Below are 18,470 nucleotides of genomic sequence, written 5' to 3'. Positions count from 1 at the left end.
GGATACGTCGCCGCAACCCTCGTCATCGTGGATGCAATCAGCAGAACTGATTAGTGGAAATAGATACCGCCGCAGACATTCAGCGCCTGCCCGGTAACAAAATCCGATTGGTTCGAGGCGAAGAAACGCACCGGCCCGACGATGTCTTCCGGGCTGCCGAGGCGCTTCAGCGAGGCAACATTTTCCCAATGGCGAATGGCCTCGTCACTGCCTAGATTGTTCTTGCCCATTTCCGTCAGAATGATGCCGGGGCAGATCGCGTTTACAGTGATGCCGTCCATTCCGACTTCCTGAGCGAGAACGCGCGTCAGCGTAATGACTGTCGATTTCGTCGCCGCATAATGGCCCTGCGTGGCAACCCCCTGACGACCGGCAATCGATGCGATATTGATGATGCGACCGCTCTTTTTCTCGCGCATATGCGGAAGAACGGCCTGGCACATCAGCAGCACGCCCTTGGCGTTCACGTCGAAATGCGCGTCCCAGTCCTTTTCGGAAAGCGCCTCAAGCGTGGATGGCTTGAGAATTCCGGCATTGTTGACGAGAACGTCGATGCCACCAGCTTTCGCGAGAATGTCGTCAATCGTGGCGCGGATTTCGGCGCTGGACGTCACGTCCATGCCATAGACATAAGCTTGCCGACCGGCGGCTTTGATTTCCGCCGCTGTCTCGGCGAGCGCTTCGCTCTGTGACGACAGATCGAGCACGGCGACATCGTAGCCGAATTCGGCGAGGCCCACGGCCAGGGCGCGACCGATGCCCCGGCCAGCTCCGGTTACGATTGCGACTTTTCCAACTGGTTTGAAGTTCATTTCGCTCACTCCGGTATCACTATTTTTTCAGGCAGTCGCATAGGTTTTTACGGGCAGGCTGTTCATCGCCTCGATCGTGTCGTCGAAGGAAACGAGCTTGCCATCCGAGCCAAGGCCCATCGCAACCTTTGCCGCGACGGCGGATGCGAAGCGCGCCGACTGCTTCAAATCCCATCCCTTAACGATGCCGACGATGATGCCCGCAGTGAAACTGTCGCCGCAGCCGGTGGTGTCGGAAACCTTGATGTCGAAGGCCGGGAGGCGAAAATCCTCGCCATTCTCCGGCGAAACATAAACGCCATCCGCACCCAGTGTGAGGATCGCATTCTTCACGCCGCGCTTCTTGAAAAACCGAGCAACTGAAGCAGGATCGCTGACACCCGCCATCTCGCTCGCCTCTTCGATGCTCGGCACAAAATAGTCGATGTAAGGAAGGCAAGGCTCGACCAGAGCAAAGGTCTCTGGATTCGCCTGAATGAGATCGAATGTGGTGATGCGGCCAAGCTCTTTGGCTCTCTTCAAAAGGCGAACGGTCGGCTCGCCGTCGAAAGCCTTCAGCAGTCCGGTGCCACCGACATGCACGACGCGCGCGTCAAGTGCCGCTTCCATATCCTCGTCTGCAACGTTGAATATCGCCGCCGTGCCGGGCACATGCAGCGCCGGGCGCTCTCCGTTCGGGCGCACGGGCAGCATCGTCGCCGAAGTCTGGGTCTCACCGCTGCGCTTGACGAGCGAGCATTCGACGCCGAATTTTTCCATCTTCGACTGGAGGAAATCCCCCATCTCGTCTTCACCCACCGTGGTTACGGCGCGCGTCTTCAGGCCGAGTATCGCGCAATCGACGGCGGTCGCACCGGCGGTGCCTGCCACCGTCATGCGGATTTCCTCGATGTAGTCGGCGCGACCGCCTTCGGGAATACGCGTTACCGGACGTCCAAGGATATCGAGCACGTAGAAGCCGACCGAGCTCACATCAAAATTTGTCATATTTCCAACTTTCAAGAATTAATGCGAACGGCCGCGCAAGCCGAAGCTCAGCGCCAGAACCAGGAAGACCAGCGCGCCAATGCCCACCTGCTGCCAATAGAAATTCCAGCCGATGAGAAGCAGGCCGTTTTTCACGATCGCAAGCAAGGCGACGCCGAGAAGCGTTCCGATCACGCTTGGCCTGCGCTCCGCACTGATCGTGGTGCCGATAAAGGTCGCGCCGATTGCGTCGAGAAGGAACGCGTTTCCGGAAAGCGGGACGTAGGAGCGAACCGTGGACGACAGAAGAATGCCCGCAATGCCGCAAAGCAGAGCGCATGCGATGTAGACCATCGACATGTTGAACGGCACGCGGATGCCCGAATACCACGCGACCCCCGGCTGCGAACCGAATGCACGAACATAGCGCCCGAAAACGGAGCGGTGCAGCGTGAGATAAACCGCAGCCGCGCACAAAATGAGCACGATGACTGACATCGGCACACCCAGAATTTCGGTGCGCACGATGGCGTTGAAAACGGCAGCAAAACCGCCGGTGACCAGATAGGTTGGCTGCCCGCCGCCCGTCGCGATCTGCTGGACGCTCTGGCCGATGAAGAGAACGCCGAGCGTCGCCAGAAACGGGCTGATTTTCAGGCGGGTGATCAATATGGCGTTGACCAAGCCGACCATCAGCGCCGCCCCAAGACCAGCGACGATGCCGAGCGGTGCAGCAAACCCGGCGGCCAGCAGACTTATGAAAACTAGGCTGGCCATATCGACAGAAACGCCCACCGACAGATCGATGCCGCCCGCCGAGATGACGATGGTCATGCCCAGCGACACGATGGCGAGCAGCACGATGTTGTTGACCAGAACGTTGAAAAGATTGCCCGTTGTGAAGAAGGTCGGGCTGGCAATCGAGAAGAAGATCAGCAGCCCGATGAAAGCGAGAACCACCGCGTAGCGCGACAGATTCTCAGGGTTAAGCGGGCTGTAAGCGTCGGATTTCGTTTGAGCGGACATGATCAGCGCTCCGATGGTTTTGCAAACGACGTGGCAGCCACGACAAGGAGGATGAGCGTGCCCTGAACTCCGTTCACCCAATAGCTGGAAACGTTCAGAAGCTGGAAGCCATTGGCGAGGAAGCCGATGAAAAGCGTGCTCAATATCGTGCCGCCAGCGGTCGGCACGAAGCGGCGCGAGAACACAGTTCCAAGCAACGCTGCCGCCAGGATCGACAGCAGAAGTTCACCCGTTCCGGGGCTGCTGGCGCTGAGACGCGAAACCAGAAGGACGCTCGCCAGAGCCGCGCAAAGGCCGGAAAAAACATACGTCCCACCGACATAGGCTCCGACGTTCAAGCCCGCGGCGCGTGCTGCTTCGGGGTGTCCGCCGACAGCGTAGAGGCGCAAGCCCATGCCTGTGAAGCGCAGGAAAAGCAGCATGATGATCGTGAAGATGATGAGGCACCATGCCAGCACCGAAATGCCTGCAAACGAGCCGGTCGCGATCGTCATCACGATGTCGGATGACATGGGAACGACGGTATTCTGAGTCAGTATGAGTTCGCCACCTGCTATGACGTTCATCACTGCGAGCGTCGCCAGCAATGGCAAAATGTTGAGCACCACAACAGCGACCGCGTTCAAAAGGCCGACCGCAAGTCCGGTGGCCAATGTCAGGGCGAATGCCGTTGGAAAGGCAAAACCTGCGTTTGTGGAGACGGCGAATACCGCTGCGCACAGCCCCGTATTGGCAGCAAGCGAAAGATCGATGCCGCCGGTCTGCACATCGCTTCCGCCGCCGATGATCACGACCGACATGCCGAATGCGAGAACACCGAGAATCGCGGACTGCTCCACGACGTTCAAAACATTGTAGAAATTCAGAAAGCCGGGCGCCATGAGAGCGAAATACAGCAGGATGATCGCAAAAATTCCGATTGCACCCAAACGCACCAGCATCGTGCCAAGGGCTTTCCCGCTCCTTGCGGATGCCACCGGAGTACGGGCCCGATCCCCCATCGCAAAATCCTCTTTTTCAGCCGTCATCGTCATGCCGCCGCTCTCGGTGTGCGGCTGCGCGCGCCGGACGCAGCGGCAAGCAATGTGTCGCTGTCCACGTCTTTCGCATCATATTCGTGTGTGAGTTCGCCGCGATAGACGACGAGCACGCGGTCGCAGACGCCGATCAGTTCCAGGAGGTCCGACGACATGAAAAGAATAGCCGCGCCTTCGGAAGCCAGACGGTTCAGCAGATTGTAAATCTCGACCTTCGCGCCGACATCGACCGCGACGGTCGGTTCATCCAGCAGATAGACTTTCGACTGGCAGCTCAGCCATTTCGCGAGTGCGACTTTCTGCTGGTTGCCGCCGGACAATGTTTTTACCAGCGCATTGCGATGCGGTGTCTTGATCGACAATTCCTTGATCAATCCATCGATAGCTTCATTCTCGCGGCTCTTCGATACGAAGCCCCTTGAGCTGTAGCGTTCGAGGCTGGCCAGCGAAATATTCTCACAGACGGACAGCCCCGAAGCGACGCCGTGAGCGCGACGGTCTTCCGGCACCAACGCCACTTCATTGGCAACGGCTCGAACGGGGGAAGGAAATTTCATAGTCTTGTCGTCGAGTGTGATGACGCCGCTGTCGGGCCTATCGAGACCGAACAGGCATTGCACCAGTTCCTTGACGCCGGAGCCCAGAAGGCCGGTCAGGCCAACGACTTCGCCTCGTTTAACGGAGAAGGACACGTCGCGGAAATGTCCGGCGAGCGCGAGGTTCGAAACGTCCAGCACGGTTTCGCCGATCGCCGCACTGCGCTTTGGAAACATCTCGCCGACATCGCGGTTAATCATCATCGAGACGATCTCGTCGATCGTCGTTTCCTTAGGGGTCACGACGCCGACATCGGTGCCGTTGCGCATCACCGTGACGGTGTCGCAAAGGTCTTCGATTTCCTGCATGTAATGCGAGATGAAAATGACCGCGATGCCATCCTTCTTGAGGCGGCGCAGCACTTTGAAAAGGCTATCGACCTCCTTCTTCACCAAGGCGGCGGTCGGTTCGTCCAAAACCAGAACGGACGCCTTCTGCGCCAGCGCCCGCGTGATCTGAACAATCTTCTGTTGCGCTGTTGTCAAATCCTGAATGAGCGTGCTGGATGGGATTTCGAGGTCGAAATACTGCTTGAGCAGTTCGGCCGCGCTTCTTTTCATGGCGCCATGATTGATAAACGGACCGATACGCGGCTCGTGATTGAGGAAAATCGCTTCCGCAACCGTCGAAGTCGGGACGAGCAGCCGGTCCTGATGGATGAAGTGAACGCCGTGCTGTTCGACGCTGGCAGGCGTAAGTTTCGAGACAGTTTTGCCGTTGATGACGATCTCGCCCGCTTCCGGCTTCAAAATACCGGCGAGCACTTTGATGATGGTGGATTTGCCGGCGCCGTTCTGCCCGACCAAGCCGTGAATCGACCCCTTCGCCACTTTGAGATTTGCATCGACAAGCGCTTTCACGGGACCAAAGCTCTTGGAAACGCCACGCATATCGATGGCGAGATTTTCCTCAACGGTCATGGCTTCCTCCACATCAGAAAATATGGGCCGCGCCTAAATAGCGCGGCCCACGAACCTTAAAGGCTCGCTTACTTGGCGTCTTTCTTTTCCAGAAACTGTGCTGCAGTTTCTGAAGCATTGGCCTTCGTGACCAACACGGAAGGAACGAAGGTGAAAGGCTCGACCTTCTCGCCTGCGAGGTAACGGGCCGCATTGCGAGCTGCCGTCTTGCCGATTTCATATGGCTGCTGCGCTGCAACCGCACCTGCGGCCGATTCCGGATTCGCAACCATTTCTACAACTTCCGGGCTGCCGTCGACTGCGTAGGTCATGATGCCCTTGCGTCCGGCAGCCTCGATCGCCTGAGTGGCGCCGATCTGCGGAATGTCCCAGCACGCCCAGATGGCCGAAACATCGCCTTCGTTCGGATATTTTGTCAGCATGTCGGTGACGTTCGAATAGGCACTCTGCACCGTATTCGGGATCACGTCGCGAAGTTCAGGCTCGATGACTTTCACGTCCGGGTAGAAGCCCAGAACATACTTCATCTGGTCGTAGCGGATCTTGCAGACCGGCACGCTGTAGAAGCCGTTGAAGACCAGCACATTTCCCTTGCCGCCCATATCGGACACCATCTGCAGGGCGATTTCGGCGCCGATGCTGAAATTGTTCGAAGCGGTGACGTTAAGCGCGTGCGGGGTTGCCGTATCCACCGTGAAAAGCGGAATACCGGCGTCCTTGATGCGCTTCAGCCAAGGGTTGATGACATCGAGATTGCCGAGCTGCTCGATGATCGCATCGGGCTTCTGGGCGATCAGCGTCTGCAACTGCGACACATGCGTCTGGTCGCTGCGCTTCGCATCGAGCGCGATTGGCTCGCCGCCGAGCGCCTTCACTTCATCGATGATGCCCTGATAGGCCATCAGATCCCAATGGTGATCGGTGCCGATCGCGGAAATGCCGATGCGCTTTCCAGCAAGCGACAGCTTGGAATCGTCGGCTGCTTCCTGCGCGGTCGCGGCCGAGAGTGTCATCGTTAGTGCGAATGCGGCGACGGTCGCCTTCAAAAGGGTGCGCCGGTTCTGACTTGTTTTAACTGACATGGACGTAGTCTCCTCCCTGGTCCAGTGATGCCGAAGATCCGGCCTGATTGCCCATCGGGCAAACCTCTAATCCTTGTGTCCGTAGCTGCCCATTTTCGCGAGTACATTCGCGATCTCTTCCTTGGGCAGCAGGCGCGGCTCGCCAAACTGCATCGCGCCGTGAAGCTGGCGGGCCAGCGTTTCGACCTCGACGGAAAGCCAAAGTGCTTTGGCAAGCGTCGTTCCAACGGCGATGATGCCGTGATGTTCGAGCAGGCACGCCTTGCGGCCTTCCAATGCCTTGACTGCGTTTTGCGACAATTCTTCCGAGCCGAATGTGGCGTAGGGTGCGCAGCGAATATCGTCGCCCCCGGCAACGGCGACCATGTAATGAATAGCCGGAATATCGAGACCTATAATCGCGATGATCGTCGAATAGATCGGATGGGCATGCACGATTGCTCCGACATCGGGACGGGCGATCATGATGTCGCGATGAAAGCGCCATTCGCTGGAAGCCTGCAACGGGCCTTCAGTCGTTCCATCCATATTGAGACGCACGATGTCCTGCGGGCGCAGACTTCCATAGGGAACGCTGGTCGGCGTGATCAGAATATGATCGCCATTGCGAAGGCTGACATTGCCGGAGGTTCCCTGGTTGATACCCAACCGGTTCATCTCAAGGCAGGTGTCGATAATCGACTGCCGCTTGGCCAGTTCTTCGTCACTAAACATGATCTTGCTCATATCGGTCTCAGTAAGCTGTGTAGCCGCCGTCGACCGACAGGATCGATCCGGTGACATAGGAGGATGCGGGGGACGCCAGAAACAGAATGGTCGACGCGATCTCGGATGGCTCGCCGCAGCGCTTCATCGGCGTCATGTCCATCCAGACATCGAAAAGCTCAGGGCGCGCGCGCATGGACAGCGTCATGTCGGTGCCGACATAACCGGGCGCGACCGCGTTGACCCGAACGCCGTGATCGACCCACTCGACAGCCAGGGCCTTGGTGAGCATGTGCACCGCGCCTTTGCTGGCCATATAGGACGCCGCATATTGCGGCCGGTTGATGATGATGCCGGACATGGAGCCGAGATTGACGATGCTCCCTTGCTTGTTCTCGACCATATATTTGCCGAAAGCGCGCGACGCCCAGAACGTGCCGTTGACGTTGATGTCCATCACGAGACGCCATTCGTCATCGGTTACATCAAGTGCCGTGTGAAGCCTCGCAATGCCTGCGCTGTTCACGAGAATATCGATCCGCCCATATGTGTCGATCACGGCCTTGGCAGCGGCATTCACTTCCGATGGAACGGTTACGTTGGCGACATGAACCGAAGCTTCGAAACCTTCGTCTTTCAGGCTTGAAGCCGCCTTGTCGAGCGCATCGAGATCGAGATCCAGAAGCGCGATCTTCGCGCCGCAGCTTGCCAGCGCCTTCGCCGTTTCCAGACCGATACCGCCAGCACCGCCGGTAACGGCAGCAACTTTTCCAGTCAGATCGAATTGATCCCGATAATTCATTCAACCTCCAGCCGAACATCTGCGCAGAGGGCAAGCCTCAAGCGTTCGCCGGCAGGGCCAGCGGCGTGTCGCGATGTTCGATTTCCTCCGTCAACGTCCTCACGCCGACATCATGACGTTACGGACATCATGCTTTGCTGTCAATCTGGTTATTACCAGAAATAGCTAAATTTTGTACCGACCGGTCGATTTATTTTTAAGCTTCGATTTTGAGATGAATGCGCGCGACGGCTGAATTGTAGAAGGCGTTGTAATATTCGAGCGCTGCCCCGTCATGATCGTAGGCGATGGACTCGATCGCGATCAGCGGCATGTTCGATGGAACACCCATCCGCACCATTGCTTCCTCGGTCGGCATCTGGGTGGTAAACCAGCGCTCGGCGCGCTTCACGGTCAGCCCGTACTGCTCCTTGATGGTCTGGAAGACCGACCGGTTTTCAATATCCAGCTTTTCCATCCCCGGCACTTTGTGACCGGGAAGCGATATATGCGTAAGCGTGATCGGATTGCCGTCGGAGGAATACACACGCGTAATACGGATGACGCTTCCTTCATCGGGAATGCCGAATACGCGCTTCTCTGTTTCGTTGGGCCGGTCCCGGTAGAATTCGAATGTCTTTGCCGTAACGGTATGACCTTTTGCGGTCAGATCTCCGAACACGCCAAGGTTGGAGGTCATGAAGTCGACCTCACGCCGCTGACCGGCGACGAACATCCCCTTTCGCGGGATCTTGATGACGAAGCCTTCCGCAGCGAGTGCACTCAACGCAGCGCGGATCACCGGACGGGAAACATCGAAAATTTCGCAGAGAGCCTGCTCGGACGGGATTCGGGATTGTGCCTCGATCACCTTGTTTTCGATTGCCGTTTGAATGCGGTTTTTCAACTGCACCCAAAGGGGCGCCATCTCGCCACGATCCAGATTGCCCGCGGCGATGCGGCGAAAACTGATGGTCGCGCTGCTGTCTTCATCGTCATATCGCGGACGCCCGCGAAGTTTGGTCTTCAGCATTGGGGTCATATAACCGCCCGGTGAATTCTAGTTTTCAGAACGTCTCGGTGTTTCGACGCCACGTCAAGCATTGTCAGCAAACAAGGTCGATGCCGGATTACCGGCATCGACCTCGATCTATCGTTTGCTATTGCTCCCACTTGTCCTTGAAGGTCTCTCTCGCAAGCAGCGTACAGCCGGTACTGATAATACCGAGTATGAACACATAGATGATGATGCCTGTCGGCTCGCCATCAAAGGCTACAAGCAGCGAGACGGCGATCAGTGGCGCAAGACCGCCGGAAAGAACCGCACCAACCTGATATCCGATCGACGCACCGCTAAGCCGAACCTTGGTGCCGTAAAGCTCGGAGAAGTAGACGGCCTGAGGTCCGTAGAGCGAGTCATGCAACACGTTCAGACCGATCACCACAGCGAGCGTCAGAAGTATGATCGACCCGCTATTCGCCATCCAGAAGAACGGGATGATGAAGAAAGTCGAGGCGATGCAGCCGAAGAGATACACCGGCTTGCGGCCAATGCGGTCCGATAGATACGACCACAGCGGCAAAGTTGCGAAACCGACGATAGACGAAATCACCACCGCATTCAGCCCGACCTGACGGTCCAGTCCAAGAGTGTTGACGATGTAGGACAGAACGAACACGCTGTAGAGATAGAATACCGCGTTCTGCAGAAACTTCATGCCGATGGTGATAAGCAAAATACGCCACTGATCACGAACCACTTCGATGACTGGGCTTTCGGCCTGCTGATTGCTCTGCTTTATGGCCTCAAACGCTGGGGATTCATCGACACTCGCACGAATATAAACACCAACGATGATAAGTGCGGCACTAAGCAGGAACGGCACGCGCCAACCCCAGGACAGGAACGCCTCGTTCGTCATCATGCCAGAAGCGACTGCGATGGCAATGGTCGAGAGGAGAAGACCGGCAGGCACGCCCAATTGCGGAAAGCTTCCATAAAGTCCGCGCTTGCCCTCTGGCGCATGCTCGACGGCCATGACAACGGCCGCACCCCATTCGCCGCCTACGGCAAACCCCTGCGCCACGCGCAACGTGCAGAGAATGACCGCGGCCCAGATACCAATGGTTTCATAGCTTGGAATGAAGCCGATAAGCACGGTGCTTATGCCCATGATGAGCAGGCTGAGCATCAACATTGATTTGCGTCCGATGCGGTCGCCATAATGTCCGGCGACGATGCCGCCGATGGGGCGGGCGACGAAGCCGACGGCGTAAGTTGCGAAGGCAACGAGCGTGCCGACGAGCGGATCGAAAGATGGGAAGAAAACGGCTGGGAACACCAACGCGGCGCACGTGCCGTAAAGGTAATAATCATACCACTCGATGGCAGTGCCTATGAAACTCGCCGCCGCAACCTTTTTATGTTGCGGCGTCATGGCCTTGCCATCATCCGCGATGGAGAGTGTTTGTTCAGTCATCATGTCCTCCCATAATGCTAATTTTCGCGATACCCAATCGGTTATCCAACTCGTCCACATCCCTCCTCCTCAAGGCATGATGTGACCGCAGCTTGTCAGATAGTTTTCGTACCGACCGATCGGTACAGACGATGGGTAATATGCGTGTCAGTGTCAACTGAAATAAATGGATCGGCGGATGAACTGCCCTGCGGATCAGCGTTCAAGACATAGCGCGACGCCTAAACCGCCTCCGATGCACAATGAAGCCAAGCCCTTTTTCGCATCGCGCTTCATCATTTCATGCAACAAGGTCACGACGATCCGGCAACCTGAAGCAGCCAGGGGATGGCCGAGCGCAATCGCGCCGCCATTGACGTTGATCGCGCCGGTGTCCCAACCCATTTCGCGATTTACGGCAATGGCCTGAGCGGCAAACGCCTCGTTGATTTCCATCAGGTCGAGATCGCTCGAGGCCCATCCCGCGCGTTCAAGCGCCTTGCGGGATGCGGCGACCGGGCCAAGCCCCATATCCATCGGCTCGACACCGGCGGAAGCGTAAGACGCGATGCGCGCCAGAGGTGAAAGTCCGAGTTGGTCGGCGCGCTTGGCCGACATGACCACCAGTGCCGCCGCGCCGTCATTCAGCCCTGAAGAATTGCCGGCCGTTACCGTACCCTCGCTGGCGAAAACCGGCCGCAAGCCGCCCAACTGTTCGACTGTCGTTCCAGCATTCGGATGCTCATCAGCCTCGACGGAAATCTTCCCCTTTCGCGTCTCGATCGGAACGACGATCTTTTCGTCCCGGAAACTATCGCGCGAAACGGCATCCCGCGCCTTGCGCTGCGATGCCGCCGCAAACTCATCCTGCATGCGCCGTGTGATCTGATAGCGACGCGCGAGGTGCTCTGCGGTCGTGCCCATATGGACATCGTGAAATGCATCCCAAAGACCGTCGACGATCATGGAATCCTTGACCGTCTGATCGCCCATGCGCGCGCCGCCCCGCAGGCCGTAAAGAAGATGGGGAGCGGTGGACATGCTGTCCTGACCGCCAGCCACGACAATATCGGCATCGCCGCACTGAATGGCCTGAGCCGCAAGATGGATCGATTTCTGCCCCGCGCCGCAAACCTTGTTGACGGTCATTGCAGGCACGTTGACGGGAATTCCGGCACGAAGGGCTGCCTGACGGGCCGGGTTCTGCCCTGCTCCCCCGGTCAAAACCTGCCCCATTATGACTTCATCGATCTGGCCGCCTTCCAGACCGGTTTCTTCAAGCAGCGCGGAAATCACCATCGCACCGAGTTCGGCTGCGGAAAGCCCGGACAGGCTGCCATTCAGCTTGCCGATCGGCGTGCGCTTGGCAGCAACGATGACGATTTCTTCCCGCATTATTTCCTCCGCATGAGATTGTGTCAGGCGCTCCCGGCAGCACGCAGCACGATGCCTGTAAAACTGTCGGCAATGGATTCGATGGTGATCGGCCCATCGGCGCGCACCCACAGGAAGCTGTAGAAATACATGCCGAGCAGCGCCTTGATTTCGATCTTGGTCATTTGCCTGAACGTTCCAATCTCAGTGCCGCGCGCCAGAACGTGCACCCAGATTTCCTGATATTCGGAATGCAGCGAAAGCACGTCCTTGCGCCTGCCTTCGCTCAGCGCATGCACTTCGCGGAAACAGACCGTCATCTCCGGACGGCTTGCGAACATGATTTCCATGAAGCTGCGGCTGAGTGCAAAAACCTGATCCTGGGGCGTGCCTTCCGCTTCTTCTATGGACCGCGCCGCCTCGATCAGGTCGATCATGTAGACCGTCATGATGTCGAAGAGCAGGTCTTCTTTCGACTTGATGTGATAGTAGAGCGCGCCTTTTCCGAATCCTGCCGCATCGCCCACTTCGCTGATGCCAGCGCCTCCATAGCCCTTTTCCGCAAAGAGCTTGGCCGCCACAGACATGATCAATCGCTTCGTGTCTGAAACGTCTTCAGTGCGAAGTTTGCCAGCCGCATTTTTCGTCATCGGATTCCCGCTCGCTTAATTTTCCACAACCTTGCCTAACCCAACGCCTCGTCTGACAGCAAGTGAACGATTTTCGATTGACAGAATGGACGGTTTTATAAATTGTACCGATCGGTCAGTACTTTGCAACATATATTTCCGTTGTGGCTGTGGGAGGTCGAATTGTCATCAGAAATCCTTTGGAAGCCCGATCCTTCGCGCTTCGAATCCAGCAATCTCGCGCGCTTTTCGAAAGAATGCGGCTTCGATCCGCACGACTACAATGCGCTGCATAGTTGGTCGATTGCCGACAAGGGCACGTTCTGGCGCAAGCTTTGGGACTTCACGAAAGTCATTGGCGAGCGCGGCAGCATCGATTTCGTCTACGATGCCGAGCGGCCGATGACCGGTTCGAAATTTTTCCCCGAAGCCCGACTCAATATGGCGGAAAACCTTCTTATGCGCGGCGAGGATGCCGACACGGCATTGATCGAAGCGGATGAAGCAGGCTCCTATCGCACGATCACGCGCGGCGAATTGCGGGCGATGGTCGCGCGTGTCGCAAACGGCCTCAGGCAATCCGGCGTCACGAAAGACGATTGCGTCGCCGGGATTTTGCCGAACCGCGTCGAAGCGCTCGTCGCCCTTCTGGCAACCGCCGCGATTGGCGCAACATGGTCGTCCTGTTCGCCCGATTTCGGCGTCATCGCCATTCTGGACCGTCTCGGTCAGATCAAACCCAAAGTGATGTTTGCCAGCCCGACCTATCTCTATGGCGGCAAGGTTCACGACATCGGGTCACGTATTGTCGAGATCGCCTCCGGCATGCCCGGATTACAGCATGTTGTCACTACCGGCGATGCCGAACTCAGCCTCCCGACCGGCATTTCGCTCCACAACAATGAGGCTTTCGGCAGCGACGCACCGCTCGAATTCGAGCGCGTGCCTTTTTCGCATCCCGTCTATGTTCTCTACACGTCCGGCACGACCGGTGCGCCAAAAGCCATCGTTCACTCCGTCGGCGGGGTCATCCTCCAGCATATGAAGGAGCATGTGTTGCATGGGGATGTGCAGCAAGGCGACGTGCTGAGCTGGTACACGAACACCGCCTGGATGATGTACCATTGGGTAATCTCCGGCCTCTCCTGCGGTGCAACTGTCGTTCTCTACGACGGCGCGCCGATCCTCAAGACACCACTCGGTCTCGACGTAACGCCTCTCTGGAGCGTCGCTGAAAAGGCGCGGATCACGCATTTCGGCACAAGCCCCAAATACCTCGCAGTGCTCGCCGATGAGGGCTACAAGCCAGGTGAATGGCACGATCTTTCCGCCTTGAAATCCGTCCTGTCGGCAGGTGCGCCCGTCTCCCCGCATCAGTTCGATTGGGTCTACGACGCGATTAAAAAGGACATGATTTTCGCGTCGATTTCGGGCGGCACGGAAATCATCGGATGCTTTATGCTGGGCTCGCCACTGCACCCCGTCCGGCGCGGCGAGTTGACCGTCAAGGGTCTCGGCCTGGCCGTCGCAGTGATGGACGACCGTAATGCGCCGGTCATCGGCAGTCAGGGCGATCTGGTCTGCACGGAGCCCTTCCCGTCAATGCCGATCACATTCTGGGGCGATGGCGGCTACGAGCGCTACATGAACACCTATTTCGACGCGCGTCGCGAAATATGGACACATGGCGACGTTGCCGAACTCACCCCGAACGGCTCCGCCGTCATCTACGGACGCTCCGATACCACCCTGAAGCCGGGCGGCGTTCGCATCGGTACGGCAGAAATCTACGCAGCCTGCGAATATTTCAAAGAGATCGAAGACTGCCTTGTCTTCGGCGCGCCGATCTCCGGCGATGAGGAAATTGTGCTCTGCATCAAGCTCAAGGATGACGTCGCTCTGTCCCCAGAACTCGCGAAAAATATTCGCAGCCGAATTCGCGAACAGGCATCGCCCCGCCATGTTCCGCATCGCATTCATGCAGTCCATGCCGTGCCCTACACGTTGAACGGCAAACGCGTCGAAGGTGCCGCCCGCACCGTTCTGGAAGGCGGCGTGGTCAAGAATCTCGGCTCGCTGGCCAACCCCGAATGCCTCACCGAATATGGCGCGCTCGACAGGAGCCACGCGGCATGAGGCGGTCGCATTGGAACGCATCGATTGCCGGCATCGGCGAGTTGAAGCCTGTGCGCCGCACCGAAGGCGTCACCACGCTGGAGCTTATCGCACAGGTTTCAAAGCTTGCCGCAATCGATGCAGGCATTCATCCAGGTGAGATCGACGGCCTGCTCGTCGGCCCGCAGGTGGGCGAGACGCCTCAGCATGTACCGGCGACGATCGCGGAATATCTCGGCCTCAAACCGACCATGGCAAACGTCGTAGATCTTGGCGGTGCCTCGGGCGCCGGCATGGTCTGGCGCGCCGCCGCCGCTATCCAGTCCGGCATGTGCGATACGGTGCTCTGTGTGCTTGCCAATGCGCGCGACGACAACCCGCCGCGCTCGCCCAATCGCAATCCGATCCGCGAATTCGACGTGCCTTTCGGGGCCTCCGGCGCCAACACGTCCTATGCGCTTCTTATGCAGGCGCACATGGCGCAATACGGCTCGACTGCGGAAGATTTCGCAGCCATCGCAGCGGCTGCCCGCCACAATGCGCAATCGAACCCGGATGCGATTTTCTACGGCAAGCCAGCGACGATCGCCGATGTGCTCGCATCGCCAATGGTTGCCTCACCGCTCCATCTTTATGAGATCGTAATGCCGGTTGCAGGTGGCGAGGCGATCATCGTCGTTTCGTCCGAACGGGCGCGCCAACTTAAAAAACCGCCGGTGCATCTCCTGGGTGCGGGCGAAAAGGTCACGCATCGCGCCGTGTCGCAGGCACCCAGCCTGACATCCGGCCCGCTGAAAGATGCGATGGCGCGCGCATTTGCGCAGTCCGGCACGAAGGCAAAGGAAATGAGCCTTTTGTCGCTCTACGATTGCTACACGATCATGGTCGCCACGACGATCGAGGATGCCGGACTTTGCGCACCCGGCGATTTCGGCAAATGGGTCCGTGATCACCATCTCGGCTATTCCGGCGATGCCCCGCTCAACACGCATGGCGGCCAGATCGGCTTCGGCCAGCCCGACCTTGCCGGCGGCATGACCCACATCGTCGAGGCGGTTCGCCAGCTTCGCGGCGACGCAGCCGGTCGCCAGATCGCAAACGCGAGCACCGCTCTGATCACCGGAAACGGCGCGACGATGAGCGAAGCCACAGCTTTGATATTGGGAGCGGATTGATGGATTTCGATCTTCTGAAAACGCCCGGCCCGACGATTACGGCCTTGACTGCTCCCTTCTGGGAAGCCGCCTCGCAGGGCCGCCTGATCATCCAGCATTGCGACGATTGCGGAGAGTCCGTGTTCTACCCTCGCCCGGTCTGCCCGCATTGCTGGAGCGACTGGCTGCGCTGGAAAGATGCCTCCGGCTCCGGCCGCCTCAAATCATTCTCCGTAATTCACAAGCCCGGACATCCCGGCTGGCAGCCAATCGCGCCCTTCACGGTCGGGCTGGTGGAACTGGCCGAGGGGCCGACCATGCTCAGCTTCATTCATGAACCGGCAGAAGGAAACCTCACCGTCGGTGATCCTGTGAAATTGAAACCCACAAAAATCGGCGGGCGAACTCTCCCCGCATTCGAACGAACCAAAATCTGAAGAAAGGCAATTTGAATGAATGAGACTGTGAAAGACGGCTGGGCCGGCGTGATCAAGGGCAAGCCGAAAGTCGGTGATTTCGCCGAGCGCTCGCGCCGCACGAGCATGAAAGACATCGAAGCCTTTTCCGAGATGACCGGAGACCACAACCCGCTTCATTATGATCGCGCGCTGGCGGAAGCCTCTGTATTCGGCAAACTCATCGTGCAGGGCGGCGTTACATCCGGCATTCTCAACGCGCTCGTGGCAGAAGATTTGCCCGGCCCCGGCACCGTATTTCTCGGTGTTGAATGGAAATTCGTGAAGGCCGTCGGCGTCGATGAAGAAATCACCGGGCGTGTCGAAATCAAGGACGTTCGCGACGACAAGCCTATCTGCAAGATCGAAACCAGCGTTCGCAATGAAGCCGGTGAAGTCTGCCTGACTGGTACTGCTACCGTTTTCACCGTTGCGCTCGCAAAGAACTGAAATGTCCGCGTCGCGGCCCATAAAAGCTGAAGTTTCAACCGCGGTCCGGGGTGAAAATCCCTGGATCGTGCTTGGCGTTTTATGCGTTGCGGTAGTCTTTTCTCTGACGACATGGTTTTCCGCGACTGCCGTCACACCCGAACTGAAAGTCGCATGGTCGCTGTCGGATACGGCAGTTGGCTGGCTGACGAACGGTGTGCAAATCGGCTTCGTTACCGGTGCGCTGCTGGCTAGTTTCGTCAACCTCCCCGACATCGTCAGGCTGAACCGGCTGATGGCCGCTTCGGCGGCGATTGCCGCACTTGCAAACGCCATGCTGCTGCTCGAGCCCGGCCCTGCCGGTGCCGTCGCATGCCGCATCGCGACCGGCGTAGCGCTGGCCGGGGTCTATCCGCCTGCCCTCAAACTCGTCTCGACATGGTTCGTGCGCAATCGCGGTCTGGCGCTCGGCGCGGTGATTGCCGCGCTGACACTTGGCTCGTCGCTGCCGCATCTCTTTCGAAGCCTGGCGCAGTCGCTCGACTGGACGCTGGTCATCAGCCTTTCAAGTGTCGCCGCACTTATCGGCGCGCTCTGCTTTCTGCTTTTCGCCAAGGAAGGTCCGCATCCATTCGGGCGGGCGATCTTCAATCCTGCACAGATCGGCATCGTCTTTCGAGACAGAAACCTGTTTCTGGTCAATGTCGGCTATCTCGGCCACATGTGGGAGCTTTACGCGATGTGGGCGTGGCTTCTCGTTTATCTCCGCAGCTCCATCGAACTGTTTTCCGGTCCATCCGCCGCCCTCGCATCACTCGTAACCTTTGCCGCAATCGCGTCCGGCGTCGTCGGATGTATTGCTGGCGGGCTCCTGTCCGACCGTTACGGGCGCACAGCCACCACCGCCGGTTTCATGATGATCTCCGGCGCATGCGCAATCGCGATGTGCTTCGTCTATGGCGGGCCGATATGGCTGATCGCTACAGTCGCCATCGTCTGGGGCATAACGATAATCGGCGATTCAGCGCAATTCTCAGCAGCGGTCACCGAACTCGGTCAGCGCGAATTCGTGGGTACTGCCCTATCATTGCAATTGGGACTCGGCTTCGCGCTCACCATATTCGTCATCTGGCTGATGCCGCATCTGGCCGATCTGCTCGGCGGATGGCGCTGGACGTTCCTGTTTCTCGCGCCCGGCCCGATCATCGGCACGATAGCCATGCTCAAACTGCGCAAGAGCCCCGCATCGCTTCGCCTCGCGAACGGGAAGCGCTGAACTACCCGCCATTTACGAGGTTCAGGATAAGCTGGTGGATGTTGCCGCCATTGCTGAGTTCAACGCGATCGAAGTCACGGCTGCGCTGCCTTTGCTCCATGGAAAGCTTGCCCAGCCGCTGCTGTAGCTCCTCCCTGACCTTGGTGCAGTTGGGGTCGTTTGGAACCGAAAGGCCGACGCTGGTCGCCTCGATTGCCTTCACCATGTCTTTGATCTGGTCGCCATGCACAATCTCATGCGCCTCGACGCCCGCGATGAAAGTGTCCCAGTTTCGCTTGATCGGCGCGGGCAGTTTTTGCGACGGCTTGGGAAGCATATATGTGATGGTGAGCTTTGGCCGCGCTGTAACCAGCGTGCAGCCATCGCCTTGCGGCTGGTAATCGCGTATCCATGTCAGCTTGAAATTCGTATGCGCAATCGCCCGGCCAACGCTGGCTTTCGGCCCGCGCTCGCCGATCGAGGCGTAGAGTTCGGGACCGGATTTGCCGGTTATCGAGTAAGTCTCGACCTTTTCGACCGCTTTCCAGTTGGCCCATGCGGCCATCGGCGACAAGACGAAACACGCCGCAAGCACCAAAATTCCAACGCCCGTTTTCATACGAATCCTGTCGTCCGATAAGCCATTGCACACAGACTTACGGACAAGAGACGCT

Annotated in this window: 18 protein-coding genes; 5 read left to right on the top strand and 13 right to left on the bottom strand. The window is 58.2% G+C overall.

Features of this window, described 5'->3' with window-relative positions; all coding sequences use genetic code 11:
- Positions 1–50 precede the first annotated feature (50 nt).
- From ABFT80_RS09425 to ABFT80_RS09370, 12 genes are all read right to left on the bottom strand, one after another.
- Positions 51–812, bottom strand: a complete 762-nt coding sequence (locus ABFT80_RS09425) for an SDR family NAD(P)-dependent oxidoreductase (RefSeq protein ID WP_347971642.1) — start codon at positions 810–812, stop codon at positions 51–53.
- A gap of 27 nt (positions 813–839) precedes the next feature.
- Complete coding sequence (locus ABFT80_RS09420; RefSeq protein ID WP_347971641.1) at positions 840–1,799, bottom strand: carbohydrate kinase family protein; 960 nt, start codon at positions 1,797–1,799, stop codon at positions 840–842.
- Positions 1,800–1,817: 18 nt separating this feature from the next.
- Positions 1,818–2,804 (bottom strand): ABC transporter permease, encoded by a 987-nt coding sequence (locus ABFT80_RS09415; RefSeq protein WP_347971640.1) that lies wholly within the window; start codon positions 2,802–2,804, stop codon positions 1,818–1,820.
- Positions 2,805–2,806: 2 nt separating this feature from the next.
- A complete protein-coding gene (locus tag ABFT80_RS09410; protein WP_347971639.1) occupies positions 2,807–3,832 on the bottom strand; it encodes an ABC transporter permease in 1,026 nt (341 codons plus the stop codon).
- Positions 3,833–3,834: 2 nt separating this feature from the next.
- Positions 3,835–5,358, bottom strand: coding sequence for a sugar ABC transporter ATP-binding protein (locus ABFT80_RS09405; protein WP_347971638.1), 1,524 nt, complete (start codon positions 5,356–5,358; stop codon positions 3,835–3,837).
- A 68-nt stretch (positions 5,359–5,426) separates the two neighbouring features.
- Entirely contained in the window at positions 5,427–6,440 is a 1,014-nt protein-coding gene (locus ABFT80_RS09400; RefSeq protein ID WP_347971637.1) for a sugar ABC transporter substrate-binding protein, read from the bottom strand.
- A 66-nt stretch (positions 6,441–6,506) separates the two neighbouring features.
- Positions 6,507–7,166, bottom strand: a complete 660-nt coding sequence (locus tag ABFT80_RS09395; RefSeq protein ID WP_347971636.1) for a class II aldolase/adducin family protein — start codon at positions 7,164–7,166, stop codon at positions 6,507–6,509.
- A 7-nt stretch (positions 7,167–7,173) separates the two neighbouring features.
- Positions 7,174–7,947 (bottom strand): SDR family NAD(P)-dependent oxidoreductase, encoded by a 774-nt coding sequence (locus tag ABFT80_RS09390; protein WP_347971635.1) that lies wholly within the window; start codon positions 7,945–7,947, stop codon positions 7,174–7,176.
- A 196-nt stretch (positions 7,948–8,143) separates the two neighbouring features.
- Complete coding sequence (locus ABFT80_RS09385) at positions 8,144–8,968, bottom strand: GntR family transcriptional regulator (RefSeq protein WP_347971634.1); 825 nt, start codon at positions 8,966–8,968, stop codon at positions 8,144–8,146.
- Positions 8,969–9,086: 118 nt separating this feature from the next.
- A complete protein-coding gene (locus ABFT80_RS09380) occupies positions 9,087–10,409 on the bottom strand; it encodes an MFS transporter (protein WP_347971633.1) in 1,323 nt (440 codons plus the stop codon).
- A 192-nt stretch (positions 10,410–10,601) separates the two neighbouring features.
- Entirely contained in the window at positions 10,602–11,780 is a 1,179-nt protein-coding gene (locus ABFT80_RS09375) for an acetyl-CoA C-acetyltransferase (RefSeq protein WP_347971632.1), read from the bottom strand.
- A 23-nt stretch (positions 11,781–11,803) separates the two neighbouring features.
- Complete coding sequence (locus ABFT80_RS09370; RefSeq protein ID WP_347971631.1) at positions 11,804–12,409, bottom strand: TetR/AcrR family transcriptional regulator; 606 nt, start codon at positions 12,407–12,409, stop codon at positions 11,804–11,806.
- Between the two features lie 162 nt (positions 12,410–12,571).
- Here ABFT80_RS09370 and ABFT80_RS09365 point away from each other — a divergent pair, with 162 nt between their 5' ends.
- From ABFT80_RS09365 to ABFT80_RS09345, 5 genes are read left to right on the top strand one after another with little or no spacing between them, the layout of a single operon-like run.
- Positions 12,572–14,524, top strand: a complete 1,953-nt coding sequence (locus ABFT80_RS09365) for an acetoacetate--CoA ligase (protein WP_347971630.1) — start codon at positions 12,572–12,574, stop codon at positions 14,522–14,524.
- The gene (locus ABFT80_RS09360) at positions 14,521–15,678 is read left to right on the top strand and encodes a thiolase family protein (RefSeq protein WP_347971629.1); all 1,158 of its coding nucleotides are present in this window, start codon (positions 14,521–14,523) and stop codon (positions 15,676–15,678) included. Before ABFT80_RS09365 ends, ABFT80_RS09360 begins: the two co-directional genes overlap by 4 nt.
- On the top strand, positions 15,678–16,094 hold the full coding sequence (locus tag ABFT80_RS09355) for a Zn-ribbon domain-containing OB-fold protein (RefSeq protein WP_347971628.1): 417 nt from the start codon (positions 15,678–15,680) through the stop codon (positions 16,092–16,094). Before ABFT80_RS09360 ends, ABFT80_RS09355 begins: the two co-directional genes overlap by 1 nt.
- Positions 16,095–16,109: 15 nt before the next feature.
- Positions 16,110–16,562: a MaoC family dehydratase gene (locus ABFT80_RS09350; RefSeq protein ID WP_347971627.1), complete on the top strand. Its 453-nt coding sequence runs from the start codon at positions 16,110–16,112 to the stop codon at positions 16,560–16,562.
- Between the two features lies 1 nt (position 16,563).
- Positions 16,564–17,817 carry an MFS transporter gene (locus tag ABFT80_RS09345; protein ID WP_347971626.1) on the top strand — a complete coding sequence of 418 codons (1,254 nt, stop codon included), beginning with the start codon at positions 16,564–16,566 and terminating at the stop codon, positions 17,815–17,817.
- A gap of 1 nt (position 17,818) precedes the next feature.
- On the opposite strand, the gene ABFT80_RS09340 is transcribed toward ABFT80_RS09345, so the two are convergent.
- Positions 17,819–18,415, bottom strand: a complete 597-nt coding sequence (locus tag ABFT80_RS09340) for a DUF922 domain-containing Zn-dependent protease (RefSeq protein ID WP_347971625.1) — start codon at positions 18,413–18,415, stop codon at positions 17,819–17,821.
- Positions 18,416–18,470 lie beyond the last annotated feature (55 nt).

It is taken from the genome of Foliimonas ilicis (genome assembly GCF_039939195.1).
GTDB classification, from domain to species: domain Bacteria; phylum Pseudomonadota; class Alphaproteobacteria; order Rhizobiales; family Rhizobiaceae; genus Foliimonas; species Foliimonas ilicis.
Note: the sequence above shows the minus strand (reverse complement) of the source record. Positions and strands in the feature narration are given on the sequence as shown.